Origin of the sequence: Microbacterium sp. NPDC090281, from assembly GCF_044769635.1 — a bacterium.
In the GTDB taxonomy this organism is placed as follows: Bacteria; Actinomycetota; Actinomycetes; order Actinomycetales; family Microbacteriaceae; genus Microbacterium.
Genome location: NZ_JBIVYH010000001.1, coordinates 2,380,049 through 2,405,001, shown reverse-complemented (window position 1 = coordinate 2,405,001; position 24,953 = coordinate 2,380,049). Strand labels below are relative to the sequence as shown.

Below are 24,953 nucleotides of genomic sequence, written 5' to 3'. Positions count from 1 at the left end.
CCTGTGTCACCGGGAGCCGCCACCCCGATGTCGTGACGGGGAAGGTGTACAAGAACAAGGAGGTGCCCATGCAGTTCACGTCGACCGACGTCGAGCAGGTGGAATCGACGTGGCAGCAGTTCGTCCCGTCGTCTTCGCTGCAGAACGCCGATCCTCGCGACTTCCGTTTCGATTGGCGCTCCGAAGAACTCGACTCAGCGACGCTGGTCGACTACCGGCTCGCTGCCCAGGTGCATTCCCGAGCCGAGCCTCAGGAACAACTGCTCGTGTGTCGTGTCGAGGCACCGGATGCTCGCGTCTGGTCCGAGCGTCAGATTCTCGACGCGCATTCGCCCTGGATCTCGGATGGCACCAGGGTGGAAGCCAAGTGGGATCGGTCTGCTCGAGTTCGTGCCTTCGTCTTCGACCATCAGGCTGCACAGAACCGCGCCAGGCAGATCACGGGCGACGACGCACGTGAACTGCGAGCAACCGGTCTCATGCCGCATTCCGCCACCGATGCCCAGCGCTGGGAGCGGATGTTCGGGTACATCGACCAGGTGCTCGGTATGTCCGACGCCGAGCCGCTGCTGGCCGCCGAGCTCGAACGTCATGCCCTGACGATGACGCTCTCCGCCTTCCCCACGACATTCACCGAATCCCTTCGCCGCCCCGCACAGCGTGCGGGTGCACCGGCGTCCGTCCGCCGAGCCCTCGCCTACATCGACGAGAATGCGCACCTCGCGATCACGATCGATGACGTCGCTGCTGCGTCGTACATCTCGACAAGAGGGCTCCAGTACGCCTTCCGGCGGGCACTCGACATCACACCTGCCGATGCTCTGCGTCGGGCTCGTCTCGACGGCGCACACCGCGACCTCCGCAACGGCGAAGGCCGCTCCGTCGGTGAAGTCGCTCGGCGATGGGGCTTCAGCAACTCCTCGCGGTTCGCCGCGGCCTACCGAGACGCGTTCGGTGCTCCGCCCGCTCGGCCTTCTCCGTGACATCTGGCGAAGACTCTGTTCGCATCACGCGGCGGGTCGCGGCTGGAAGCCAGTTGCCGCAGCCCCTGTTGGCTAGAGTTCGAGTACCCCGGACCGCCTTCTCGGTCCTTCAAGCACGCCATCGAGGAGAACCATGGTCCATGTCCCGTACACCGCCGAATCGTTCTGTCTCTGATGGGCAGCCTCTACTACGGCGACGCGAGGACGCCCATTCAGATAGATGACCGCGCACTCGCACATCTGAAGGTCGTCATCGCCACCAAACTCCGCCGCAACGAGAGCTTCACGCTCTCCTGGAGACACCCCGAGGGCGATGCGCCCGGACGCTCCACGCTGTGGCTGCACCCGTCGATCCCCCTCCGGTTCGTGTTCCAGGAAGCGGAGACGCCCGACCTGAGCCGGAAGTGGATCGAGGAGCTCGCGCATTCGGCAAGTTCCAGCGGAGGGATCACTCTCGTCGAAGAGCACCTCGAGAGCAGCACCGCAGACTGACGGCGTTCCTCACCCTCGGCACCCGAAGGTCGTCAGCCGGTACCGTCACACACCTTCGTCGCCGCTGGAGCTGACAGATCGACGAGTCGTCGGCTCTCCGGTCGCCGGGTCGACGAAGGTGCGAGAGACCGTCTCGGTCCGACGCCGACGTGCCAGCAGCACGATGCCGATCAGGAAGACGATCACTCCTGCGCCCATCAGGATGTATCCGACCATGTCGAGATCGATCCACGGCACGTCGACGTTCACCGCGAAGACGAGGATCGCCCCGATCACGAATAGTGCGATTCCGCTGCCGATGCTCATGGTGCCTCCCGTTCTGCGGCGCGGTGCCGCACCCACGAAGGATGGCGTGACGCGGACGTACCGGGGAGGGGCTTGACAGCCGCACGGATGTGCCCCTTCCCCGTCCACGCCGGCATCAGGCCGCGTCAGACGTGGGCTGCTGCGCCCACAGATCCGGCCCGAACACCTCGTAGGAGATGCGTTCCGCAGGGATGCCGCGCGCGATGAGTGTCGTTCGTGCGGCCCGCATGAATGCGAGCGGCCCGCACATGAAGACCACCGCATCATCGGGCAGGTCGACCTCGGCGAGGTCCATTCTTCCGGGAAGTGCGGGATGCAGGGTCGGCGCGACCTCCGCATCCATCTCGTACCAGTTCTGCGCCTTGGCATCGTCCATCGCCAGAACCTGTCGCCGCAGCGAAGCGTAGAGCGCATGGCTGTCGTGGGCGCGATCGGCGTGGAACAGTCGAACGGTTCGGCCGGGTGAACGGCGCGACAGGTCCTCGAGGATCGCGGCGATCGGTGTGATGCCGATGCCCGCCGATACCAGGATGAGAGGGTGTTCCGCCTCGTCGAGAACGACATCGCCCGCGGGCTGGGACACATCGAGCTCCGTGCCGGGATGGCCATGCTGGTGCAACCAGGTCGAAACCTGTCCATCCGGCGTCTCACCGACACCGCGCACCCGCTTCACCGTCACCCGCAGTGAATCGCCGCGCGGACCGGACGAGATCGTGTACTGGCGAGGTTGACGCGAGCCGTCGGAGAGGTCGACGGCGATGGCCACGTACTGACCGGTGCGATGCGAGGCGACTTCGCCCGACACCGGAGCGAGAAGGAGCGAAATCACATCCTCCGACTCCTCGACCCGTTCGACGACCCGGTGCTTGCGCCACGGCTGTTCGGGATTCGTGCCGCCCAGCGCATAGAGCTTCGCCTCTTCGGCGATGAGCGAGCATCCGAAGAGCCAGTAGACCTCATCCCACGCGGCACGCACCTCGGGAGTGACGGCGTCGCCGAGAACGGTACCGACCGCGTCGAGGAGGTAGTGTCCGACGATCGTGTACTGGCGCGCCTGGATGCCGAGTGACACGTGCTTGTGCGCGATCCGACGCATGACCGGGGTGAAGTCGGGAGCATCCGGATCGATGAGCTGCACGGCGAACGCGACCACTGACGCTGCCAAGGCCTTCGGCTGCTCTCCGATAGCCTGATTCGCGCGGTTGAACACGTGCAGAAGCTCCGGGTGCGCCGCGAACATTCCTCGATAGAACAGCGTCGTGATCTCGTCGGCATGTTCTGCGACGACTCCGGCGGTCGCGCGTACGACCGCTTCTGACTCCGATGAGAGTTTCATGACTTCCTTTCACTTCACCGTCATGGTTCTCCCACCCTCGTCAATGGTGTCGGACGCCGCTGACGGTTTCACCGGGTTATTTCCGGTCGAACGGATGACGCGGCCGCTCCCGCCCGTCTAGCCTCGCCACATGCCCCGCCGTGCCCATGACTTCCGCGGACTGACGCAACCTCGTCGGCTCCGACTGCTTCGCGCCATCCAACAGACACCGGGATGCCGTGCCGGTGCCTTGGCCGAGGAGAGCGGAATACCGCTCAACACCGTGCGGGATCACCTCAAGGTGCTCGAAGACGAGGGGCTCATCCGCACCGAGACTCTGCACACGGGCGAGCGAGGGCGCCCTCCGGTCGTGTTCCATCCCGTGCGCGACGCATCATCGAGCGCGGTGGCACGCAGGCGCGTCGAAGGGGCGAGCGCGAGGGGGCGAATGCTCCGCGCGGTATCGAGCGATGCTCCGCCGACACTCGGCGACGAGGCGCTGCGGCAGGTCGACGCACTGTACGAACATCTCGACGATGCCGGATTGAACCCCGTCGTCGACGAGGACGCCCTGCAGTTCGACCTTGCCCCTTGCCGCTACCACGATCTGCTCGACGAGGATCAGGAGCTCGTCTGCGGTGTGCACGCGCAGCTCGTACGGGATGTTCTCCAGCACAGCGGCGGACCGCTCGAGGTGCAGCGCCTCGACCCGTTCGTCTCAGCGCACCGCTGCACGCTCATGCTCACCCGTGCGGGGTCTGGCGCAGCTCGCGACGAAAAGTAGGGCGGGCGGGACTTGAACCCGCGATCGTTGGGTTATGAGCCCACTGCCTTAACCAGCTTGGCCACCGCCCCGTACACGATCCAGCCTAGCGGCCGGAGAACTCAGACCGGAGTCGCGGCCGCGTGCGTCTGGAGGTGTCCGAGGTAGATGTCGGCGTTCGCGATCAGACCGGCTCTCTCTTCTTCGCTGAGCATGCGACGTACTTTGGCGGGTACGCCGGCGACAAGCGATCCTGCGGGAACGTCCGTTCCGCCGAGGACGACCGCACCTCCGGCGATCAGGCAGCCAGCGCCGATCACCGCCCCGCTGAGGATCACCGAGCCCATGCCGATCAGCGTTCCGTCGCCGACGGTGCACCCGTGTACAACGGCGTTGTGCCCGATCGACACCTTGGCGCCGATGATGACGGGATGCCCGGAGTCGACGTGCATCGAGACGTTGTCCTGAACGTTGGAGCCGGGGCCGATCACGATCTCGGCGGAGTCGCCTCGCAGAACCGCGTTGTACCAGACACTGGAACCGGCCGCGAGGGATACGTCCCCCACGATGCGCGCGCCGTCTGCGACGAATGCAGTGGGGTCGATCATCGGTGTGCTGTTCGGCAGGGCGAGGACAGAGGCTCCGGCTGCGATGCTCATGAGGCGAGACTACCCTCACTTCCGCGGAATCACGCGGAAGTGAGCCCAGCCTCAGCTTGCTTGCGGAATGTCTGAGGCTGAGTAGCGTTGTCTACATCAGATACGAGAATCCGTTCCAGAGGAGCACAAGATGAGCAAGGCACAGACCGTTTCCACCACCGCCATCGACCCGACCGTGGCTGCAGGGGCGGCCCAGTTCCTCTCCCCTGTCGTCCTCGGTCTGCAGGCACTGACCATCAACGGCAAGCAGGCCCACTGGCACGTCCGTGGAGCGAACTTCGTCGGTGTCCACGAGCTGCTCGACACGATCGTCGCCCACGCCGGTGACTTCGCCGACACCGCTGCAGAGCGGATCGTCGCGCTCGGCCTGCCGATCGACGCTCGCGTGAGCGCCGTCGCCGACAAGGTCGGCAACACGACGGTTCCCGCCGGCTTCACCCAGTCCGACGAACTGATCCGTGCGGTCATCTCCGACATCGACGCGATCCTGGTCGACGTCAAGGCTGCAGTCGAAGGCCTCGACGAGGTCGACCTGACCAGCCAGGACGTCGCGATCGAGATCCAGCGCGGACTCGAGAAGGACCGCTGGTTCCTGGTCTCGCACATCGCAGCCTGATCGCAGTCTTCAACGACTGACACCTGGATAAGGGGTGGTCTTCGGTTCGCCGAGGACCACCCCTTCTTCGTCGTCTTCGAGCTCTACCTCGAGTGCGTGACGCGTCCTGCCAGCACCGTCGACAAGACGGACATCGATCGGAGCACCTCCCGCGTCGCGTTACGGGGATCGGAGCCGCAGAGCACGATGTCTGCCGGCTCGCCCGGGCGCAAGGCGGAGCGCACGCTCGCTTCGAGTGCCTGGTCGACGGTGATCCGCTCCTCCGGATGCCAAGGAGCGCGGTCGTCGTCGGTGCGTGAGACCGCTGCCGAGATCGCGTGCCACGGATCGAGTTCGGAAACTGGGGCGTCGGATCCGAAACGCAGCTCTGCTCCAGCATCGCGGAGTGACGCCAGCGGATAGCCGATCGCCGTCTGCTCCGACCAATGACGGTCGACCAGATCGCGGTCGTCGACAGCGTGCTGCGGCTGAACGCTGGCGATGACCCCGAGACGGGCGAACCGTGCCAGGTCGGCATGCCGCACGAGCTGCACATGCTCGATCGATCCGACAGCACCGGTCGTGGTGAACGCGTCGAGCGCCGAGGTGATCGCCCGGTCGCCGATCGCGTGCACGGCCACCGCCAACCCCGCCCCGGTGGCGCGGGTCAGGAGCTCGACGAGTTCATCCGATGGCACCGTCAGCATCCCGAAATTGGCGGGGTCCCCCGGATAAGCGTGGGAGCAAGCTGCCGTTCGCGTACCGAGCGAACCGTCGGTGATGACCTTCAGCGGCCCGACATGCACGAGCCCGCGGCCGCCCTCGGGTGCGTCGGGCGCCTCCCGGAGTTCGCCCGTCCGAAGCCCTGCTGCGATCGCTCGGTCGAGGTCGAACGGGTACATCGCGAATTCGACACGGTGCGAGGCGAAGCCCGCCTGCACGCGCCGCGGCCAGGCCTCGGCACTCCACGCCATGTCGAAGTCGACGAGGCCCGTGATGCCCCGCGCGGCGGCTTGCTCTCCAGCCTGCTGCATCGCGCGGTCGCCATGTGCGGGATCGACCGCGTTCAGTCGCCGCGAGATCTCGAACGCGTCCGTCTCCCGCAGCACGCCGTCATCGCTTCGGAAACCTTCACGAGCGAGAGCGGCGGTGTTGAGCCAGACACTGTGGACGTCGGCATTGATGAGATACGTCGGGACGGTGCCGGTCGTGGCATCCAGGAGATCGAGCGACGGCCGATCCGGCCAGAGGGCGTCACGGAATCCGGTGCCGACTCGTCGTCCGTCGGGCAGAGCGTCGACACCGCTCATGGCCTGCGCAGCAGCGGCGGCGGAAGCCGCATGCCCCAGCGGAGCGCGCTCCGATGTCAGGGCCCATTGAACCGTGTGGACGTGGTTGTCCCAGAGCCCGGGCACGGCCCACGCTCCATCAGCTTCGATGACTTCGCCCCGAACCGGCAGCGAGCCGGTCGGCGCTATGTCCGTGATGCGTCCATCGGCGATGAAGACATCCACCGGTTCGTCATCGATCAGGAACTCTCGTCCCGGTCCGGCGATCCGTACGGCTCTGATGGTGTCGATCACCGTTCCGCGGTCTGTCACTGCTGCTGTCCTCCCCGGCGCGCATCCTGTGCACGCCGCATCTCCGCGGCGAGAGCCGGGTTCGAGTACGGTCCGTCGGTCGCAAGGGCGGCGATCACCGTCTCGATCGTCTCCGGCGACTTGTTCTGGCTGAGCTTCCGTTTGGCGACGACGCGGGTCGGCGTCATACGGAACCCGACTGTTCCGGACGCGAGCCGCTGCACGTAGGCGGGCTCGTTCGGACGCTCCCACATCAGACGCGGCTCAGGCATCCGCGACTCGAAGCGCTCCACAAGCTGGTCGAGCACGGTCAGATTCTCTTCATCGGTCAGGATCTCGGGTACGCCGGCAAGATGCACGGCGGTGTAGTTCCACGTGGGCACTGCCGCGACGTCTCCGTACCACCCCGGTGAGACGTAGCCGTGTGGCCCCTGGAACACCACGAGCAGCTCCCGCTCCCCCATCCCATGGATGAGGTCGTCCGGACGCCCGACGTGTCCGACGATGGTGAGGTCGTCGCGCGTCTCATCGAGCACCACGGCGTAGTGGGAGGCGACGAGCCCGTCGTCACCGGCGCTCATGATCGTCGCCCACGGATTCGCCTCGATCACACGTCGGATCTCTGTCACGTCGGCCAACGTGAAACTGGGATTCTGTCGCATGCGATCAGCCTAGGACTGATGTGGCGACGTGGCGCGTGGTCATGCCTGACAGCGAGGGCACCAATAGAGCTTGCGCGCGCCGATCTCCTCGAGTGCGATCTCGGTCCCGCAGATGCGGCACGGCAGGCCCGCGCGGTGATACACCCAGTGCCGGTCATCCCGGTTGGCCATCGCCGCCCGGTAGTCCTGGCCGGTGAGCCCGTCCATGGTCATCATCTGACCGGTCTCGACACCGACCGCGAGCAGTCGTACCCAGTCGTGCCAGAGCGCGCGCACGACGTCCTCGGGCACGTCCCGACCGGGCGTGTGCGGGTTCAGCCGCTGCCGGAAGAGCATCTCGGCGCGATAGACGTTTCCGATGCCGCTCACGACCGACTGGTCCATCAGCAGCAGTGCGATGACCGTCGATTTCTTCCCGACCGCTCGAACGAATCGCTCCTCGTTCTCGACCGGATCTCCGACCAGCGGATCCGGCCCCAGCTTCGCCACGGTCGCGAGCATCTCCTCGGGCGTCTGCAGCACGCAGGCCGTCGGACCACGGAGGTCCGCAGCGGTGATGTCGGTCATCAGGCGCAGACGCACCTGTCCGACGACGGCCGGCGGCCACTCCATACCCTTGTCGGCCAGACCTTTCGTCTGCTCCGACATGCGGACATGCACCCGCGTGCGACGCGGCGCACCGATCGATGACAGCGAGTTCTCGCCCGCGTCATCGAGGATCGGCTCATCGAGGACAGTACCGCGCTGATTCGTCTGCCCCATCCGCCCGTTGGCCGAGGCGATGGTCGGGTCGACGATGATCTCGCCCGCGAAGTCCCATGCGCCATAGAGACCGAGGTGCACGCGGAGCCAGAGATCACCTTCCGTCTCCAAGAACATCTGCTTGCCGACGGCCTGCACGCTCACCGCCGCGCGTCCGTCGAGAACGGAAGCCCCCTCGGCGAACCGGCCCTGTGGGCTGGAGGCGCTCATTGCTTTGCCGACGAAGTTGCGATCGAACTGCCGAGCGATGCGGTGGACGGAATGACCCTCGGGCATCTCAGGCCCGCGGGTCCGGGAGCAGCGAGCCGTCGCGCTCGAAGTCCGCGATCTGGCCGATGCGACGCACATGGCGCTCGTCGCCCGAGAACGGCGTCTCGATGAAGCGGTCGATGAACGACGTCACCTCGTCGTAGGTATGCTGCCGAGCGCCGATGGAGATCACGTTGGCATCGTTGTGCTCTCGAGCGAGTTCCGCCGTCGAGAGGTTCCAGACGAGCGCCGCACGCACGCCTTCGACTTTGTTCGCGGCGATCTGCTCACCATTGCCGGAACCTCCGAAGACGACGCCGAGCGCTTCGACACCCGCCCGCTGATCGGCGATGACGGCCTGGGCCGCGCGGATGCAGAACGCGGGATAGTCATCGACCGCGTCGTACTCGATCGGACCATGATCGACGACCTCGTGGCCGGCGGCGCGCAGGTGTCCCTGCAGCTGCGTGGAGAAGTCGAGTCCCGCGTGGTCGGTGGCGATGTGGATGCGCATGGCTCCCATCCTAGAAGTGCCCGCCCGTCACCGAGTGGTCACGGAGCGACACCGGCGGCAGCCGGCTTGAAGCCCGCGCGGATGTTCTCGCAGCACCCGGGACGGCACACGTCGAAACCACCCGGAAGGGAGGTGACGTGAGCGCGCTCCTCGTTGGGGCGCCCCTGGAGGCGCTCCTCGATCAGGTCCACGATGCCGGCTACGAACGCGGGCGACACGCCAGGCGTCGGAGTGCGCGTGAAAGCGAGACCGGCCTCCTCCGCGGCTTCGGCCGCTTCGGTGTCGAGATCCCACAGCACTTCCATGTGATCGCTCATGAACCCCACAGGCACGACCGCGACCGCCTTGCGGCCCCGGCCCGGGAGTTCACCGATGACATCGCACACGTCGGGATCGAGCCACGGCTGCGAGGCAGGACCGGAACGAGACTGGTAGACGAGTTCCCATGACACGTCAGCAGCTGCGGGAACGGTCTGACGGACTCGATCCATGACCCAAGCCGCCACGGCCAGGTGCTGGGCCGCATAGGCACCGCCTTCACCCCAGTCGATGTCCCGTGCACCCGAGCGCTCGGCATCCGCGGTGGGGATGCTGTGGGTGGAGAAGAGGATCTGGATATCGGTTGCCGCGATGCCATCGGCGAGGAATCCCTCGACCGCCTCGCGCACACCGGTCTCGAACGCCTCCACGAACCCGGGGTGGTCGTAGAACGGACGGATCTTGTCGATCGTCACGGTCTCTCCGAGGCCCGTCTCCTCCAGGATGCGAGCGAAGTCCTCGCGGTACTGGCGGCAGCTGGAGAAGGAGCTGTAGGCGCTCGTCGCGAATGCCAGGAGGGTGGTGTGCCCGTTGGACGAAGCGTCCGTCACCACCTCTTCGAGGTATGGCGCCCAGTTGCGGTTGCCCCAGTACACCGGGAGGGTGATCCCGCGCTCGGCGAGGGCGCTTTCGAGAGCCTCTTTGAGCACGCGGTTCTGTCCGTTGATCGGGCTCACCCCGCCGAAGTGGCGATAGTGATGGGCCACTTCTTCGAGCCGTTCGTCGGGAATTCCTCTCCCGCGCGTCACGTTCCGAAGGAACGGGATCACATCGTCCTGCCCCTCAGGTCCGCCGAATCCGGCGAGGAGAATCGCGTCGTAGGCGACCGGTGTGGTCACGAAGGGTGCACCACCGGCGGCAGCAGGAGAGGCAAAGGGAACGGCATTCGGCTCGATCGCAGTCACCCCTCCATCCTTCCACTCCCACACACCCACGGCGTCCGTGCACCGCCGTTTCTATCCATCGTCGCTCCCGCTCCGATGCGAATGGGCATCTACCGCACTGGCGTAGGCTGTCATGGTTGCCGTCGGCGCCAACTGCGCCCAGCCCCGGTGACATCCCCTCACCCCTGGGAGTACAGCTGTGCCTGGAGAGAACCTCACTCGTATCGAAGCGCAAGAGCGCCGCGACGTCATCGACACTCAGTCTTATGAGATCGCCCTCGATCTGACCAAGGGCGCAGAGGTCTTCGGCTCCCGCAGCGTCGTGCGCTTCACCGCGACTCCGGAGAGCTTCACGTTCATCGACCTGATCGCCCGCGACGTACGCGAGATCTCGCTCAACGGAGAACAGCTCGACCCGAACGAGGTCTTCGCCGACTCGCGCATCGCGCTCAGCGGACTGCAGGCCGAGAACGTGCTGGTCGTCGATGCGGATTGCCTCTACACGAACACGGGCGAAGGACTGCACCGTTTCGTCGACCCGGCTGATGGCGAGGTCTACCTCTACTCGCAGTTCGAGGTGCCCGACTCGCGTCGCGTGTTCGCGGTGTTCGAGCAGCCCGACCTCAAAGCGACGTTCCAGTTCACGGTGACGGCACCCGCAGCCTGGAAGGTCGTCTCCAACTCCCCCACGCCCGAGCCCATCGTGCATGATGACGACGTCACCGCCACCTGGGGCTTCGAGCCGACCCCGCGCATCTCCTCGTACATCACCGCGCTCGTCGCCGGACCGTACGAGTCGACGTTTTCGGAGCTGACGAGCGCCTCGGGCCGCGTCGTCCCGCTGGGCGTCTACGGCCGCAAGAGCCTGTGGCAGCACCTGGATGCCGACTACATCTTCGACAAGACCCGCGAGGGCTTCGCCTACTTCGAGTCGAAGTTCGGTGTTCCCTACCCGTTCGCCAAGTACGACCAGCTCTTCGTCCCCGAGTTCAACGCGGGTGCGATGGAGAACGCCGGCGCGGTCACGTTCACCGAGACCTATGTGTTCCGCAGCAAGGTGACCGACGCCGTCAAGGAGCGCCGCGTCGTGACGATCCTGCACGAGCTCGCCCACATGTGGTTCGGCGACCTCGTCACGATGAAGTGGTGGAACGACCTCTGGCTCAACGAGTCGTTCGCCGAGTGGGCGTCGACGATCGCCACCGCCGAGGCCACCGAGTGGACCGAGGCGTGGACCACCTTCAACGCGATGGAGAAGACCTGGGCCTATCGCCAGGACCAGCTCCCCTCGACGCACCCGATCGTCGCCGAGATCAACGACCTGGAAGACGTGCAGGTCAACTTCGACGGCATCACCTACGCCAAGGGCGGCTCCGTCCTCAAGCAGCTGGCCGCGTGGGTCGGGATCGAGGCGTTCTTCGCCGGGGTCTCCCAGTACTTCCAGAAGCACTCCTGGGGCAACACCGAGCTGAGTGACCTGCTCTCGGAGCTCGAGGCCACCAGTGGCCGCGACCTCAGCACCTGGTCCAAGAAGTGGCTCGAGACCGCCGGCGTCAACACCCTGGAACCCGTGATCGCCGAGAGCCATGACAACGTGATCTCGCGCTTCGCGATCACGCAGACCGCGCCGGCGGACTACCCGACGATCCGCCCACACCGTCTCGGCATCGGCTTCTACACGCTGACCGACGGCTCGCTCACCCGCACGCACTACCTCGAGGTCGACGTCGACGGAGACCGCACCGAGGTGCCGGAGCTCCAGGGGCTCGTCCGTCCCGACCTGGTGCTGCTCAACGACAACGACCTCGCCTACGCGAAGATCCGCCTCGACGAGAGGTCCCTCGCCACCGCGATCGCCCACCTCGCCGACATCCACGACCCGCTCGCCCGTTCCTTGGTGTGGGGCGCCGCGTGGGACCAGACCCGCGATGCCGAGACCGGCGCGTCGGAGTACCTCGACCTCGTGCTGGGCAACATCGGCCGCGAGAGCGAGTCGACGACCGTGCGCACCACGCTCAGCCAGCTGCGGACCGCTGCGACTCTCTACGTCGCACCCGCCGACCGAGAAGCCGCGCGACTCAAGATCGCCGATGGACTCTGGAGCCTTGCTGAATCCGCCGATCCGGGCAGCGACAGCCAGCTGCAGTTCGTCACGGCATTCGCGAACGCCCTTGTTTCCCCGGAGCACGCCGGCATCGTAGGGCGCCTGCGCTCCGGAGAAGACACCCTGCCCGGGCTGGAGATCGACGCCGATCTGAACTGGCAGCTCCTCGTCGGGCTGGCGACGATCGGCGCGACGGACGCCGCGACCATCGATGCTGCGCTGGCCGCAGACAACACCGCCAAGGGCGGAGAGTTCGCCGCGCAGGCACGCGCTTCCCTTCCCGACGCAGCCTCCAAGAAGGCTGCGTGGGCGTCACTCATCGAGCGTGACGACGCCCCCAACACGATCGTCCGCTCTGCGGCGCTCGGCTTCACGCACCCGGCAGGAGCCGCGGTGCTCGGGGAGTTCGTCCCCGCATACTTCGACATGCTCCTGCCCATCTGGGAGTCGCGCAGCTACCAGATCGCGCAGTACCTGATCGTCGGACTGTTCCCGACGGCGCTGGCCGACGTCGCACTGCGCGATGCGACCCGTGCGTGGCTGTCCGCCAACCAGGAGGCCGCACCAGCCCTGCGACGGCTCGTCCTCGAGAACCTCGCAGACGTGGAACGCGCCCTCGCCGCGCAGTCCCGCGACGCGGAGGACTGACCGCGGCGCGTCTTCCGTGTGGTCGCATTCGAAGGCCACGCCAGAACGGAGACCATCTCCCCCGCCGCAGGCGTGTCTCACCATGACATGCCGTGACGGGAGCGGATGGTCTCCGTTTTCGTATGGCTCCACCACCCAGCCTGCACAGAGGCCCGATCGCTAGGATCGTGGGTGATGATGATCCCCTCTACGACCTCCACTCCCCCCGAGCCGACACCGCTTCCAGACTGGGTTATGGCCCTGTTCGCCTGGTTCGGCCAGGCAGGCATGAAGGTGCTCACCGTCGCGATCATCATCGCGTCGTGCGTGGTCATCGGCCTGGTGCTCCGTATCGTCATCCGACGTGTGGTGCATCGCATCGTGGACAGCGCGAAGAGCAAGGCCTCGGTCGACGACACACAGGCACTCGAACGCTCGCCTCTCGCCGACATGCGACTGGTGCAGCGCACTCGCACGCTCGGAACGATCCTGCAGAACATCGTCAACGTGATGCTCGTCGTGATCGCGATCGTCCTGATCGTCAACGCGATCGACAACAGCCTCCTCGGCTCGCTGACGCTCTTGACCGCGGCAGTGGGTGCCGGCCTCGGTTTCGGCGCCCAGAACATCGTCAAGGATGTGCTCAACGGCATCTTCATCGTCGCCGAAGACCAGATCGGGATCGGCGACGTGGTCGATCTCGGGCTCGCGAGCGGCGTCGTCGAGTACGTCAGCGTGCGCATCACCCAAGTACGCGACGTCAACGGCACGCTCTGGTACGTGCGCAACGGCGAGGTCACCCGCATCGGCAACATGTCGCAGGGGTGGGCCCGCTCGATCATCGACATCGGGGTTCCGGGCGACTCCGACCTCGAACAGGTCGAGCACATCATGCTGGAGACAGCTCAAGGTCTTGCGAAGGACCCGAAGTGGCGCACCCGCATCATCGAGAAGCCGGAGCTGTGGGGCCTCGAATCGATCGACGGAGACGCTCTCGTCGTCCGCATCGTGATCAAGGCGCGAGCCAACGCGAAGGACGACGTCGCCCAGGAACTGCGTCGTCGCCTCCGCGCTGCCCTCCTCGAGAAGGAGATCGGCGTGCCCCGCATGGTCGACGTCGTGCCCACCGGGCTCGACGGCGCTCGGCGGGTCCGCGGTGCGAACCCGCCGAGGACGAGGCCGAACGCGGTGACCGGCGTGCCGGTGATCCCCGACCGCGGAATCTGGCGTCGCAAGAAGCCGAACGACGACGGGAGTCCCCAGAAGTGACGTTCTACGACGAGATCGGCGGACATGAGACGTTCGCGAAGATCGTCTCGGTGTTCTATCGCGAAGTCGCCCTCGACCCGGTGATGAAGCCGATGTATCCGGAAGAAGACCTCGGCCCCGCCGAGGACCGGCTCCGGATGTTCCTGGAGCAGTACTGGGGCGGCCCGACGACCTACGGCGAGACTCGCGGGCATCCACGGCTCCGCATGCGGCACATGCCGTTCCACATCGATGCGGACGCCCGCGATCGTTGGCTTCGTCACATGAGGACCGCTGTCGACGAGGCGCAGTTGTCTCCCCTGCACGAAACGACGCTCTGGGACTACCTGGAGCGCGCCGCCTATGCCATGGTGAACACATTCGAGCCGTCGGGGATCGGCGCCAATCCCGGTGGTCGCCCCACGCTCGAGACCCGATCGCGTCAGGAATCAACGGAGAGCTCATGACGAACACGCCCCTGTCCACAGACGTCCTGGTGATCGGATGGGGGTTGGCCGGGCTCGTCGCCGCCTCCGAGGCCCTGGATGCCGGACGGCGCGTCGTCCTCGTGGATCAGGAACCGCGAACCAATCTCGGCGGACAGGCATGGTGGTCGTTCGGTGGACTGTTCTTCATCGACTCCCCGGAACAGCGGCGACTCGGGATCAAAGACTCCCTCGAACTCGCCACGCAGGACTGGTTCGGCAACGCCGGCTTCGATCGTCCGGAAGACGAGTGGCCGCGCCGCTGGGCAGAGGCGTACCTGCAGTTCGCGGCCGGCGAGAAGCGTGCCTGGCTGCGGGAACGCGGTGTCGGGTTCTTCCCGGTCGTGGGCTGGGCGGAACGCGGCGGGTACGGAGCGATAGGCCCCGGCAACTCCGTACCGCGCTTCCACATCACCTGGGGCACCGGTCCCGGCATCGTCGCACCGTTCGCGGCGGCTGTAGAACAGGGCGAGCGCGAGGGACGACTCACCATCCTTCCGCGCCACCGAGTCACTGACCTGGTCGTCACCGATGGCACGGTCATCGGTGCGCGAGGCAGCATTCTTGCGACCAGCGGGTCGGGGCGCGGCGTTCCATCGTCCCGCGACGTCATCGACGACTTCGAGATCACGGCGAACGCGACGGTCGTCTCCTCCGGCGGCATCGGCGGAAATCACGATCTCGTGCGAGCGGCGTGGCCCGAGCGTCTCGGCACCCCGCCCGAGCACATGCTCACCGGGGTACCCGCCTACGTCGACGGATCCATGCACGGTGTGAGTGAGGCTGCGGGCGCCCGTCTGATCAACGGCGACCGGATGTGGCACTACGTCGAGGGCATCACCAACTGGGATCCGGTATGGCCGTCGCACGGCATCCGCATCCTGCCCGGTCCTTCCTCCCTGTGGCTCGATGCCACCGGAAAGCGACTCCCCGTCCCGCTGTTCCCGGGGTTCGACACCCTCGGAACGCTCGAACACCTGCGCACCACCGGCCACGACCACTCCTGGTTCGTCACGTCACGACAGATCGTGGAGAAGGAGTTCGCCCTCTCCGGCAGCGAGCAGAATCCTGATCTCACCGGCAAGGACGTCGGCCTCCTGCTGAAGTCTCGGCTCGCGAAGGGGCCTACCGGGCCCGTGCAGTCGTTCCTCGACGAGGGCCAGGACTTCATCGTCGAGAACGACCTCGAGTCCCTCCTCGAGCAGATGCACCGGCATCCTGGCGGCGAACACCTCGATATCGAGAACGTCCGTCGCGAGGTCGTCGCCCGCGATCGCGAGATGGACAACGACTTCACGAAGGACGCGCAGATCGGGATGCTGCGCTCGATGCGCAGCTACCGAGGCGACAAGCTGATCCGCACTGCCGTCCCGCACCGTCTGCAGGATCCGGCCGCGGGCCCGCTCGTCGCTGTGAAGTTGCATGTGCTGACCCGGAAGTCGCTGGGCGGAATCAACACCGACCTCGAAGGTCGCGCTCTAAACGCACACGGCATGGCGATCCCCGGGCTCTATGCGGCGGGCGAGGCGAGTGGGTTCGGTGGAGGTGGCGTGCACGGCTATCGCGCACTCGAGGGCACCTTCCTCGGCGGGTGCCTCTTCTCCGGTCGCGTAGCGGGTCGAGCAGCAGCGGCGACAGCGGGCTGACGCTCGGGTTTCCAGCTTTCCGGACAGCCCGGTTCCGGTCATCCCTCCGCCCTGTTCGGGCTACCCCGAACAGGTGCGTCCCGTCATCGAGATGAGCCGCCTTCGTCCCTACTGTGGGGTCGTGCGTATCATCAAGGTTCTCGGACTCCTGTCTGCATTCTTCCTTGCCGGTGCGGTACCGGCAACCGCGGGATCCGCGTCGACGACCGCGCAAGCCCGGGTACAGACATACATCGAAACGTTCGCGACACCGGGTGTCGCGGCTGCGGTGCTCGCTGATGGCGATCGCGAGACGGTCGTGAGCGGCCACGACGGGACAGGCGCCCCGATCACGCCTGAGACTCGGTTCCGGATCGCATCGATGAGCAAGTCGATGACGGCGACGGCCATCATGCTGTTGGTGAAAGATGGCGCACTGGACCTAGACGACCATGTGGTCGATGTCCTGCCCGAGTTCACGATGGCGGACCCCCGGCACGAGGACATCACGATCCGACAGCTCCTGTCCCACACGTCAGGTCTGTCGCTGCAGACCAATGACGAGTTCGCACTTCCTGCACCGCGAACGACGAAGGCCGTGGTCGCAGAGCTGACGGACCGGCGCATCACGGCCGAGCCGGGTAGCCGCTTCGAGTACCACAACACGAACTACTCGCTCGCTGCACGCATCGTCGAGGTCGTATCCGGTCAACCGCTCGATGACTTTCTGCGGATTCGGCTCTTCATACCTCTCGGAATGCACGATTCGCTGAGCCTGGATGCCTGCGATCAGACGGTCGATGACCTCGCTCCGGGGTACTCCGTCGTCCTGGGCTTCTCCTACGTCATGCCGGAGATGCCGGGGCGCTGCGGCGGCAACGGCGGCGTGGTCTCGACTCTGGTGGACATGGTGCAATGGCTCCGCTTCAACCAGGGCGAGATCGGGGTGGAGGTGCTGGACGGCGCTCTCCTCGACGAGCTCCATGCCGCGCAACCGTCCACACCGTCCTATGCGCTCGGCTGGGAACGACGAGCGCCGGGTGACGGCGAGACACCAGGGTTCGTCTCCCATGGGGGCACACTCGCGACGTTCACGGGGTCGATGACGTTCGTGCCTGGCACGGGAACTGCTGCAGTGGTGCTCACGAACGGAGTCGGCTCCCCCGGTGAGCTGGTGCAGAACCTCATCGCGGATGTCGATGGGCACAAGGCGATCCCGCACGAGAATCCGCTGAACCTCGTCAACGCCGTCCTACTCGGGGTCTCCGCGCTCGCGGTGGTCTTGCTCACCGTGACTGCGCTTCGAGCACCGCGCTGGGCGGCACGGCGGCGCGCTGCGAGGCGACCGCGAGTCTGGCCCCGTCTGCTCCCCCTCGCGGTCGTGGTCGTCGTGGGACTGTTCGTGCCGCTCACCCCCGCGCTGCTCGGAGGGACGATCAACTGGCAGTACTGGGTGATCGGCCTCTGGCTGTTCCCGCTGCTCGACGTACTCGCAGCGGTGATGGTGCTCGGGGGGATCAGCGCTCTGGTGAGCCGAGTCGTGGCGTTGCGAGTGGTGCCTGCGTCGCTGCGGAGGAGCCTCCGCTCCGCGGCCTAGTCGGAAGATCCGGTGTCGCGGACACTCGTGAGGCCGGAGGCCACCGGACCCCTGGAGAGCACGTGCCCTCGCCGGAAGGCCAGTCGCGTCCATCTGCCGGATCGCGACACCGGAACCTGCTCCTCTCCGGAGATGAAGCCCATCGCGTCGGCGGCGAAGGCGATGCCCCGCGGCAGCCCATCGAGATCTTCGTCGGGCTCTCCCCAGATCGCGGCACGCAACGCTCGAACGGCTTCTTCGCCGGAGCCGGGAGCAGCACCACGGGCGACAGCCGAGATACCCCATTGCGCTCGCTGGGCGATCACCGATGCGGACAGGGTCGACACCGGCGCCCACGCGGCCCGAGGCGGCGCGACACCTGCCCACGCCGGCGAGAGGCCTGTGTCCGGGAGAGTGAGTCGCTGAGGCTCATCCGTCGCGGTCAACTGATCGACGACGATGTCGCACTCGAGTTCGGGATCGGCATGCACGATCCGCATCGCGAGGACGGTCGGTGTCTGATCGAACAGACCGTGCGGGGCGAGAGCCGCGGCCGTCAGCGCGAGCACTCCGTTCGCCGCTTGCAGCCGCACGCCGTCATCGGTGATCCTGGTGGCTCGACCGACGAACGTGAGAACGTCCTTCGCGGTATCCGGGTCGGCGAGAAGGAGGTGATGGGGCACGCGTTCTAAACTACCAACGGAGCGGCGCCCTGGGTCGCGGAAAGGACCCCATGAGCGCGCAAGCCCACGCAATCCAGACGGTCGAACGACTTCTCGAGGTTCTCGATCTCGACTCGACGCAGGCACGAACCACCGAAGACATCTTCACCGGCTCTTCACACCCGATGCCGACGGGGCGGATCTACGGAGGCCAGGTTCTCGCCCAGGCTCTTCTCGCGTCCGAACGAACGCTTCCGGAGGACCGGGCGGTGCATTCGATGCACGGCTATTTTCTGCGGCCGGGTGACGCGAGCCAGGGAATCACGATCGCCGTCGACCGCATCCATGATGGGCGATCCTTCTCCACGCGCCGAGCGCAGGCTTATCAGAACGGTGTACCGATCTTCTCGATGATCGCGTCCTTCCAGGACGAGGGCCCCGGCGTCGAGCATGCGGAGCCGATGCCCGAGGGCATCCCCGCTCCGGAGGATCTCGCCCCGGACGAGCAGCGAGTGCACGGGCTTCCTGCCGGCACAGCAAGGATGCTGAGCGACCGCGCTGCAGACATCCGTCACGTCGACTCGCCGCTGTATCTGCCCGAGGACGAAGCTCGTACGCCGCGCCAAGCCGTGTGGATGCGCCTACGCGCGCCTCTCCCCGATGATCAGCGACTACACCGGGCAGCTCTCGCCTACCTCAGCGACATGACCATCCAGGAATCGATCCTTCGCGCGCACGGGGTGTACTGGGCGCTTCCCGGCCTGAAGGTGGCGAGCCTCGACCATGCGATGTGGTGGCATCGTCCGGCACGCGTGGATGAGTGGCTCCTCTACGTGCAGGAGTCCCCGAGCGCCCGCGGCGGCCGAGGACTCGCGACGGGGCGGATCTACACGCGCGAGGGCGCACTCGTCGCGAGCGTCGCCCAGGAGATCATGATCCGCGTTCCTGAAGACCGGTCCTGAGGCAGCTGCTCGCAACAGCCCCGTACCCGAGCGCGGCTCTCTGACGATGCCCGAGCCTCAGCGGTGGCTGTACTCGATCGACGGACCGACGTACGGCTCCCAGGCGTCACGCATCTCCTGCGTGAGACGAGTGGGCCTGCCCGTCTTCGCGTCGACGAGCACGATGACCGCCGTCGATCGCGCATAGATCTGTCGAGGTTCGGCTGCGGGGTCGTTGTGCACCTCGTAGCAGACCTGCACGCTGGAGCCGCCGAGCTTGCCGAACCACATCTGCACCTCGAGCGGTCGGCGCTGATACGGCACCGGCGCCAGGTACTCGATCTCCTGACGAGCGATCAGAGTGAGGATCCCCTCGTCGATCCCGGAGTCGAGGACCGCGGTCGACGGCGCCTCTTCGCCGGGACCCGCGCGCCAGAACGCACGTACACGGGCCTCCTCGAGCAGCTTGAGCATCGAGGTGTTGTTGACGTGGTTGAACGCATCCAGATCGCCCCAGCGGAGGTGGATCGGGATGTGCAGGCGCGGCCCCGGCGTCGCGGACATCGTGGCCTCAGTCGCGCGTCAACTTGCGGTGCGTCGATCGGTGCGGCTTCGCGGCGTCCGGTCCGAGGCGCTCGATCTTGTTCTCCTCGTAGGCTTCGAAGTTGCCCTCGAACCAGTACCACTGGCCGGGCTTCTCGTCGGTGCCCTCGTAGGCGAGGATGTGCGTCGCGATGCGGTCGAGGAACCACCGGTCGTGAGTGATGACCACCGCGCAGCCGGGGAACTCGAGCAGGGCGTTCTCGAGCGAACTCAGGGTCTCGACGTCGAGGTCGTTTGTGGGCTCATCGAGGAGGAGCAGGTTGCCGCCTTCTTTGAGCGTCAGCGCGAGGTTGAGACGGTTGCGCTCACCACCGGAGAGCACGCCGGCCTTCTTCTGCTGGTCCGGACCCTTGAAGCCGAACTTCGAGACGTAGGCGCGAGAAGGAATCTCGGTCTTGCCGACTGTGATGTAGTCGAGACCGTCGGATACGACCTCCCACAGCGTCTTGTTCGGGTCGATGTTCGAGCGCGACTGGTCGACATAGCTGATCTTGACCGTCTCACCGATCTTCAGGTCTCCGCCGTCGAGCGGCTCGAGACCGACGATGGTCTTGAACAGCGTGGTCTTTCCCACACCGTTCGGTCCGATCACTCCGACGATGCCGTTCGGCGGCAGGTTGAAGCTGAGGCCGTCGATCAGCACGCGGCCGTCGAAGCCCTTCTGCAGCTTCTTGGCATCGATGACGATGCCACCGAGGCGCGGACCTGCGGGGATCTGGATCTCATCGAAGTCGAGCTTCCTGGTGCGCTCCGCCTCCGAAGCCATCTCCTCGTAGCGGGCGAGACGCGCCTTGGACTTGGTCTGACGGCCCTTGGCGCTCGAGCGCACCCACTCCAGCTCCTCCTTGAGGCGCTTGGCGAGCTTGGCGTCCTTCTTGCCCTGGACCTCGAGGCGTTCGCCCTTCTTCTCCAGGTATGTCGAGTAGTTGCCCTCATAGCCGATGAGACGGCCGCGGTCGACTTCAGCGATCCATTCAGCGACGTGGTCGAGGAAGTACCGGTCGTGGGTGATCGCGATGACCGCGCCCTTGTACGCCTGCAGGTGCTGCTCGAGCCAGAGCACGCTCTCGGCGTCGAGGTGGTTGGTGGGCTCGTCGAGGAGCAGCAAGTCGGGCTTCTGGAGCAGAAGCTTCGCCAGCGCGACACGACGCTTCTCACCGCCGGAGAGCGGTGCGATCGCGGCTTCGCCCGGCGGGGTGCGGAGTGCGTCCATCGCCTGGTCGAGCTGCGAGTCGAGGTCCCAGCCGTCGGCCGCGTCTATCTCTTCCTGCAGCGTGCCCATCTCGGCGAGCAGTGCGTCGAAATCGGCATCGGGCTCTGCCATCAGCAGCGAGATCTCGTTGAAGCGATCGACCTTCGGCTTGATCGCGATGCCGTCCTGGATGTTCTCCAGAACGGTCTTCGACTCGTCGAGCTCGGGTTCCTGCATCAGGATGCCGACGGTGTAGCCCGGAGCAAGCTTCGCTTCGCCGTTCGATGGCGTGTCCAGCCCCGCCATGATCTTGAGGATCGTCGACTTACCGGCGCCGTTCGGACCGACCATGCCGATCTTCGCTCCGGGGAGGAACGCCATGGTGACGTCGTCCAGGATGAGCTTCTCGCCCACTGCCTTGCGCGCACGAACCATCGAGTAGATGTACTCAGCCACCGAAAAACGCTCCTTATGTTGTCGTCGAAGATCGACACTCCAGCCTACCGGCCCCTGGCGGGCTACCAGTCGATCGGACGTGTGGTGCCGATGAGGCAGCGTCCTTCGGCGAGCTGAGGCATCACCACGGTGACGACCTGGCCTGTGGACGGGCCGACCTGGCCGACGAGACAGTCCTTCTGACCCCAGCGCACCGAGAACTGCAGGCTCTCGGCAACGTTGCCCACCGTTGACTGATCCTGCGTCACCTGCATGGACTCACGATCGAATCCGGCGCCGACCAGCGCGTCGATGTACGCCCGACCCGATCCGCGTTGGTCTGTAGCCCAGATGCTCTCGGCCACTGCAGTGAAAATCGGCAGGTTCTCATCGGCGGTGCCGTCCGGCACCAGTACGGGAGCCGCCGGAGCCGTCACCTCCGGATCTGGGGAGGCCGACGGGGAAGCCGACGGCGCGGCACCTGGCGTGCAGCCGGAGAGCAAGAGGAGAGCGGCAGCGGTGGCCGCGAGGACGCCGGCTGCACGCGCGGGTGAGGAGACCGATCGACGAAGCACGTGCCGAGTCTACGTCGCTCCGCCTTCCGCCCCGTGTGAGCCGCCGGCGCCCGGCCCCGCCAGTGGGCACCTTCCATGCGAGCGCGTGTGGTAGCTACGACCCTGTCATCCCGATACCCGCCGGATCCCCCCATGACACATCGATAGGAAGCGACGAGGGCTCATCCTGTTCTGATCCGGAGTCGTCGACACCTGAGCCCGAAACAGACTCCTCCCTGGGCGTCGCTGTCGTGCCGGATTCTCCGGCGGGACGGGATTGTGGTCGGTAGGCCGTCGTTCCCCACCGCAGATCGTGCCCGATCGCATCGGCCTCGATGTCGACGCTCGTCCCGTGTTTGCCGTTGCTCTCCCAGTTGCGGATCTTCAGTCTTCCGGTCACGATCACCGTGTCACCCGTGCGCAGTGACGCCTTCGCGTTTTCGCCCAGCTGCCGGAACGCTGCTACCGAGAACCAGTTGGTCCCCGAATCCGTCCACGCCTGTGTCACGGCATCGAAACGTCGGTGCGTACTGGCGAGCCGGAAGTTCGTGACCGGTACTCCTCCCCCGGTCTGCGCCTGAGTCGGGTCTGTCGCGACTCTCCCCACGATGGTCAATGTGTCGATCATGTCGTTGTCCTTTCGGCGGCCGGATCTCTTCCGGGTCGCACCAGCGTGAACCACGCGAGGACGACGCGATCGATGAGAACACGTAGTCCGTGGACAGAGTCGGTGGTGCGACAAAAGTGCAGAGAAAGCGCTGATGACAGGGCGAGTATCCCCGAAACCGAATGTCGGAGGGCGGTCGTATCTTCAAATCAGGAAAGGAGTTCCGATGCCCGACAACTTGATCACCTCTCTGCCCGAGGTCCCCTTCGCGACGCCCCGTCTCTCGTCTTCGCGAGAACGCCTGGTCCGCGCAGCGGATCATCTCTGGCGAGTTCAGGATCAGCGAGACCATGTCCTCGGTCACCTGCGCATCGTCGCCGACCCGCTCGGGCTCCGCTATCGCGCCGAACGACTGCATCTCGCCACGGGTGTGTTCCGCATCGTCGGCGAATTCTGGCGTGCAGACGAAGCTGTCGCCGTGCTCCGCTACTCCTGAGCGCCGGAACGGTTGTCGGCTGGATTCGTGCCAGCCGGCGCTTTTACATCGATCGCCAGTCCGTGACTGCGTGAAGTGCCCCCGGCAGGATTCGAACCTGCGACCAAGAGATTAGAAGGCTCCTGCTCTATCCCCTGAGCTACGGGGGCGCACTCATCTACCGTACCGCTGTCCCGCAGTCGGTTGACGAGGCACACTCCGTCAGCCGATGTCGGGGCCGTAGATAGTATGGCGATATGGTATCTGCGTCCGAGAATGATCGTCTCGTATGGATCGACTGCGAGATGACGGGACTCGATCTGGCGGTCGATGAGCTCGTTGAAATCGCCGTGGTCATCACCGATTTCGAGCTCAACCCCATCGACCCGGGCTTCCAGGTGGTGATCCGGCCCAGCGACGCCGCCCTCGCGAACATGAACGACTTCGTCACCAAGATGCATGAGACGTCCGGTCTGATCGAAGAGATTCCCGGCGGCATAACGGTCGAAGACGCGGAAGCGCAGACTCTCGCCTACATCAAGCGCTTCGTACCCCTGGAGCGCAAGGCCCCGCTTGCCGGCAACACCATCGGCACCGACAGGATGTTCCTCGCGAAGTACATGTCGCAGGTCGACCAGTGGTTGCACTATCGAAACGTCGATGTCTCCAGCATCAAAGAGCTCTCGCGACGCTGGTACCCGCGGGTCTTCTTCCAGGCTCCCGCCAAAGATGGTGGCCACCGTGCACTCGCCGACATCCTGGAGTCGATCCGCGAACTCCGGTACTACCGGCAAGCGGTGTTCGTCGATGAGCCCGGCCCCTCCAGCGACGAGGCACGCGAGATCGCAACCCGGACGGTGTCCGAGTTCACTCCGAACATGTAATAGACTCGTATGGTTGCCCGCTCCGGTGGGCACATGGTGGGTATAGCTCAGCTGGTAGAGCGCTGGCTTGTGGTGCCGGATGTCGCGGGTTCGAGTCCCGTTACTCACCCTCTGAAAGAAGGCCCGAATCGTGAGATTCGGGCCTTCTTCGTCGTGCCGGCAAGGTCAGCGTCCCTCCCCTGAAGCTCTAGACTGACGGGGTGTCGCTCGCGGTCTGGTTCTCGTTGCTGACCGCGTCCGTCGTGATCAGCTTCACGCCCGGAGCCGGGGCGATCAACACGATGTCCAACGCCATGAATCAGGGTTGGCGGCGCTCGATCTGGGGCATCATCGGCCAGCAGATCGCGCTGATCGTCCATGTCGCGATCGTCGCCGCGGGGGTCGGCCTTCTGGTCTCGCGATCGGAGGTCCTGTTCAACGGCATCCGCTATGCCGGCGCTGCGTACCTCGTGTTCCTCGGGATCCGGCTCATCCTCACGAAGCCCGCTGTCGTCGATGATGATGTTCCCGTTCCTGTCGATTCTCGCGAGAGTCATTGGTCGATGATCCGTCGAGGCTTCTGGGTCAACCTCCTGAACCCCAAGGCGATCGTGTTCTTCCTGGCGTTCATTCCGCAGTTCATCCGGCTGGATGAGCCGCCAATCCCCCAGTACCTCACCCTCGTCGGCACCGTGATCGTCGTGGACGTGATCGTGATGTGGGGATTCTTCGCGGCTGCCGCGCGACCCTTCCGCCGCCTGACACGAACCGCACGCGGACAGCGCATTCTCAACACCGTCTTCGGGGTGTTGTTCATCGTCGTCGCCGGCATCCTCGTTCTCCTCCACTGACCCCGACTCGCCCCTAGGCTGGA

General features: G+C 65.8%; 26 protein-coding genes and 3 tRNA genes. 14 read left to right on the top strand and 15 right to left on the bottom strand.

Translation table 11 applies throughout. From position 1 onward, the window contains the following. Positions 1 to 68 precede the first annotated feature (68 nt). Together ACIQTX_RS11530 and ACIQTX_RS11525 are read left to right on the top strand one after the other, a co-directional pair. The gene (locus tag ACIQTX_RS11530; RefSeq protein WP_402972222.1) at positions 69 to 983 is read left to right on the top strand and encodes a helix-turn-helix transcriptional regulator; all 915 of its coding nucleotides are present in this window, start codon (positions 69 to 71) and stop codon (positions 981 to 983) included. 174 nt (positions 984 to 1,157) lie between these two features. Continuing rightward, positions 1,158 to 1,475, top strand: a complete 318-nt coding sequence (locus ACIQTX_RS11525) for a hypothetical protein (protein ID WP_105525404.1) — start codon at positions 1,158 to 1,160, stop codon at positions 1,473 to 1,475. 45 nt (positions 1,476 to 1,520) lie between these two features. Here the strand turns inward: ACIQTX_RS11525 and ACIQTX_RS11520 are convergent, their stop codons facing one another. Together ACIQTX_RS11520 and ACIQTX_RS11515 are read right to left on the bottom strand one after the other, a co-directional pair. Further along, entirely contained in the window at positions 1,521 to 1,781 is a 261-nt protein-coding gene (locus tag ACIQTX_RS11520) for a DUF6458 family protein (RefSeq protein ID WP_402972220.1), read from the bottom strand. 115 nt (positions 1,782 to 1,896) lie between these two features. Next, the gene (locus ACIQTX_RS11515) at positions 1,897 to 3,117 is read right to left on the bottom strand and encodes a globin domain-containing protein (protein ID WP_402972218.1); all 1,221 of its coding nucleotides are present in this window, start codon (positions 3,115 to 3,117) and stop codon (positions 1,897 to 1,899) included. 130 nt (positions 3,118 to 3,247) lie between these two features. Here ACIQTX_RS11515 and ACIQTX_RS11510 point away from each other — a divergent pair, with 130 nt between their 5' ends. Then, a complete protein-coding gene (locus ACIQTX_RS11510; protein ID WP_402972216.1) occupies positions 3,248 to 3,880 on the top strand; it encodes a helix-turn-helix domain-containing protein in 633 nt (210 codons plus the stop codon). Here ACIQTX_RS11510 and ACIQTX_RS11505 read toward each other — a convergent pair. After that, positions 3,878 to 3,951, bottom strand: a tRNA-Ile gene (locus tag ACIQTX_RS11505). The genes ACIQTX_RS11510 and ACIQTX_RS11505 overlap by 3 nt on opposite strands. 30 nt (positions 3,952 to 3,981) lie before the next feature. Continuing rightward, positions 3,982 to 4,518, bottom strand: a complete 537-nt coding sequence (locus ACIQTX_RS11500) for a gamma carbonic anhydrase family protein (protein WP_402972214.1) — start codon at positions 4,516 to 4,518, stop codon at positions 3,982 to 3,984. Positions 4,519 to 4,648: 130 nt separating this feature from the next. Between ACIQTX_RS11500 and ACIQTX_RS11495 the strand changes: the two genes are divergently transcribed. Next, on the top strand, positions 4,649 to 5,134 hold the full coding sequence (locus tag ACIQTX_RS11495; RefSeq protein ID WP_105525409.1) for a Dps family protein: 486 nt from the start codon (positions 4,649 to 4,651) through the stop codon (positions 5,132 to 5,134). 83 nt (positions 5,135 to 5,217) lie between these two features. Here ACIQTX_RS11495 and ACIQTX_RS11490 read toward each other — a convergent pair whose 3' ends face one another. Genes ACIQTX_RS11490 through ACIQTX_RS11470 form a run of 5 tightly spaced genes read right to left on the bottom strand, consistent with a single transcriptional unit; the run spans position 5,218 to position 10,103 of the window. After that, on the bottom strand, positions 5,218 to 6,714 hold the full coding sequence (locus tag ACIQTX_RS11490; protein WP_402972212.1) for an amidohydrolase: 1,497 nt from the start codon (positions 6,712 to 6,714) through the stop codon (positions 5,218 to 5,220). Continuing rightward, positions 6,711 to 7,355 carry an FMN-binding negative transcriptional regulator gene (locus tag ACIQTX_RS11485; RefSeq protein ID WP_402972210.1) on the bottom strand — a complete coding sequence of 215 codons (645 nt, stop codon included), beginning with the start codon at positions 7,353 to 7,355 and terminating at the stop codon, positions 6,711 to 6,713. The genes ACIQTX_RS11490 and ACIQTX_RS11485 overlap by 4 nt, the downstream gene beginning before the upstream one ends. A 39-nt stretch (positions 7,356 to 7,394) precedes the next feature. Continuing rightward, positions 7,395 to 8,393 carry an Fpg/Nei family DNA glycosylase gene (locus tag ACIQTX_RS11480; RefSeq protein WP_402972208.1) on the bottom strand — a complete coding sequence of 333 codons (999 nt, stop codon included), beginning with the start codon at positions 8,391 to 8,393 and terminating at the stop codon, positions 7,395 to 7,397. 1 nt (position 8,394) lies between these two features. Beyond that, positions 8,395 to 8,880: a ribose-5-phosphate isomerase gene (locus tag ACIQTX_RS11475; RefSeq protein WP_021200523.1), complete on the bottom strand. Its 486-nt coding sequence runs from the start codon at positions 8,878 to 8,880 to the stop codon at positions 8,395 to 8,397. Between the two features lie 38 nt (positions 8,881 to 8,918). Then, positions 8,919 to 10,103, bottom strand: coding sequence for a ferrochelatase (locus ACIQTX_RS11470; RefSeq protein WP_402972206.1), 1,185 nt, complete (start codon positions 10,101 to 10,103; stop codon positions 8,919 to 8,921). A 178-nt stretch (positions 10,104 to 10,281) separates the two neighbouring features. On the opposite strand from ACIQTX_RS11470, the gene pepN reads away from it, so the two are divergent. The 5 genes from pepN to ACIQTX_RS11445 all read left to right on the top strand — a co-directional run bounded on the left by pepN (position 10,282) and on the right by ACIQTX_RS11445 (position 17,768). Further along, positions 10,282 to 12,834, top strand: coding sequence for an aminopeptidase N (gene pepN, locus ACIQTX_RS11465; RefSeq protein WP_028501926.1), 2,553 nt, complete (start codon positions 10,282 to 10,284; stop codon positions 12,832 to 12,834). A 177-nt stretch (positions 12,835 to 13,011) separates the two neighbouring features. Next, on the top strand, positions 13,012 to 14,082 hold the full coding sequence (locus tag ACIQTX_RS11460; protein ID WP_402973036.1) for a mechanosensitive ion channel family protein: 1,071 nt from the start codon (positions 13,012 to 13,014) through the stop codon (positions 14,080 to 14,082). Further along, positions 14,079 to 14,528, top strand: a complete 450-nt coding sequence (locus tag ACIQTX_RS11455; RefSeq protein WP_028501928.1) for a globin — start codon at positions 14,079 to 14,081, stop codon at positions 14,526 to 14,528. The genes ACIQTX_RS11460 and ACIQTX_RS11455 overlap by 4 nt, the downstream gene beginning before the upstream one ends. Then, the gene (locus tag ACIQTX_RS11450) at positions 14,525 to 16,192 is read left to right on the top strand and encodes an FAD-binding dehydrogenase (protein WP_402972204.1); all 1,668 of its coding nucleotides are present in this window, start codon (positions 14,525 to 14,527) and stop codon (positions 16,190 to 16,192) included. The genes ACIQTX_RS11455 and ACIQTX_RS11450 overlap by 4 nt, the downstream gene beginning before the upstream one ends. Before the next feature lie 121 nt (positions 16,193 to 16,313). Then, positions 16,314 to 17,768, top strand: coding sequence for a serine hydrolase domain-containing protein (locus ACIQTX_RS11445; protein ID WP_402972202.1), 1,455 nt, complete (start codon positions 16,314 to 16,316; stop codon positions 17,766 to 17,768). On the opposite strand, the gene ACIQTX_RS11440 is transcribed toward ACIQTX_RS11445, so the two are convergent. Next, a complete protein-coding gene (locus tag ACIQTX_RS11440) occupies positions 17,765 to 18,430 on the bottom strand; it encodes a hypothetical protein (protein WP_402972200.1) in 666 nt (221 codons plus the stop codon). The genes ACIQTX_RS11445 and ACIQTX_RS11440 overlap by 4 nt on opposite strands. Before the next feature lie 50 nt (positions 18,431 to 18,480). Here ACIQTX_RS11440 and ACIQTX_RS11435 point away from each other — a divergent pair, with 50 nt between their 5' ends. Then, positions 18,481 to 19,371, top strand: a complete 891-nt coding sequence (locus tag ACIQTX_RS11435; protein WP_402972198.1) for an acyl-CoA thioesterase — start codon at positions 18,481 to 18,483, stop codon at positions 19,369 to 19,371. Between the two features lie 57 nt (positions 19,372 to 19,428). Here the strand turns inward: ACIQTX_RS11435 and ACIQTX_RS11430 are convergent, their stop codons facing one another. The 4 genes from ACIQTX_RS11430 to ACIQTX_RS11415 form a co-directional block, all read right to left on the bottom strand. After that, positions 19,429 to 19,914: an acyl-CoA thioesterase gene (locus ACIQTX_RS11430; RefSeq protein WP_402972196.1), complete on the bottom strand. Its 486-nt coding sequence runs from the start codon at positions 19,912 to 19,914 to the stop codon at positions 19,429 to 19,431. A 7-nt stretch (positions 19,915 to 19,921) separates the two neighbouring features. Further along, a complete protein-coding gene (ettA, locus tag ACIQTX_RS11425; RefSeq protein ID WP_028501933.1) occupies positions 19,922 to 21,601 on the bottom strand; it encodes an energy-dependent translational throttle protein EttA in 1,680 nt (559 codons plus the stop codon). Positions 21,602 to 21,663: 62 nt separating this feature from the next. Next, positions 21,664 to 22,155, bottom strand: a complete 492-nt coding sequence (locus tag ACIQTX_RS11420; RefSeq protein ID WP_402972194.1) for a DUF6993 domain-containing protein — start codon at positions 22,153 to 22,155, stop codon at positions 21,664 to 21,666. A 94-nt stretch (positions 22,156 to 22,249) separates the two neighbouring features. Beyond that, complete coding sequence (locus ACIQTX_RS11415; RefSeq protein WP_402972192.1) at positions 22,250 to 22,762, bottom strand: single-stranded DNA-binding protein; 513 nt, start codon at positions 22,760 to 22,762, stop codon at positions 22,250 to 22,252. Positions 22,763 to 22,967: 205 nt separating this feature from the next. Here ACIQTX_RS11415 and ACIQTX_RS11410 point away from each other — a divergent pair, with 205 nt between their 5' ends. Further along, on the top strand, positions 22,968 to 23,237 hold the full coding sequence (locus ACIQTX_RS11410) for a hypothetical protein (RefSeq protein WP_028501936.1): 270 nt from the start codon (positions 22,968 to 22,970) through the stop codon (positions 23,235 to 23,237). 76 nt (positions 23,238 to 23,313) lie between these two features. Here ACIQTX_RS11410 and ACIQTX_RS11405 read toward each other — a convergent pair. Continuing rightward, positions 23,314 to 23,386 (bottom strand) — tRNA-Arg (locus ACIQTX_RS11405). An 87-nt stretch (positions 23,387 to 23,473) separates the two neighbouring features. On the opposite strand from ACIQTX_RS11405, the gene orn reads away from it, so the two are divergent. The 3 genes from orn to ACIQTX_RS11390 all read left to right on the top strand — a co-directional run bounded on the left by orn (position 23,474) and on the right by ACIQTX_RS11390 (position 24,930). Beyond that, entirely contained in the window at positions 23,474 to 24,100 is a 627-nt protein-coding gene (gene orn, locus ACIQTX_RS11400; protein ID WP_402972190.1) for an oligoribonuclease, read from the top strand. A 36-nt stretch (positions 24,101 to 24,136) separates the two neighbouring features. Beyond that, positions 24,137 to 24,209 (top strand) — tRNA-His (locus tag ACIQTX_RS11395). 91 nt (positions 24,210 to 24,300) lie between these two features. Further along, positions 24,301 to 24,930, top strand: a complete 630-nt coding sequence (locus ACIQTX_RS11390; RefSeq protein WP_402972188.1) for a LysE family transporter — start codon at positions 24,301 to 24,303, stop codon at positions 24,928 to 24,930. The last annotated feature ends 23 nt before the right edge of the window (positions 24,931 to 24,953 follow it).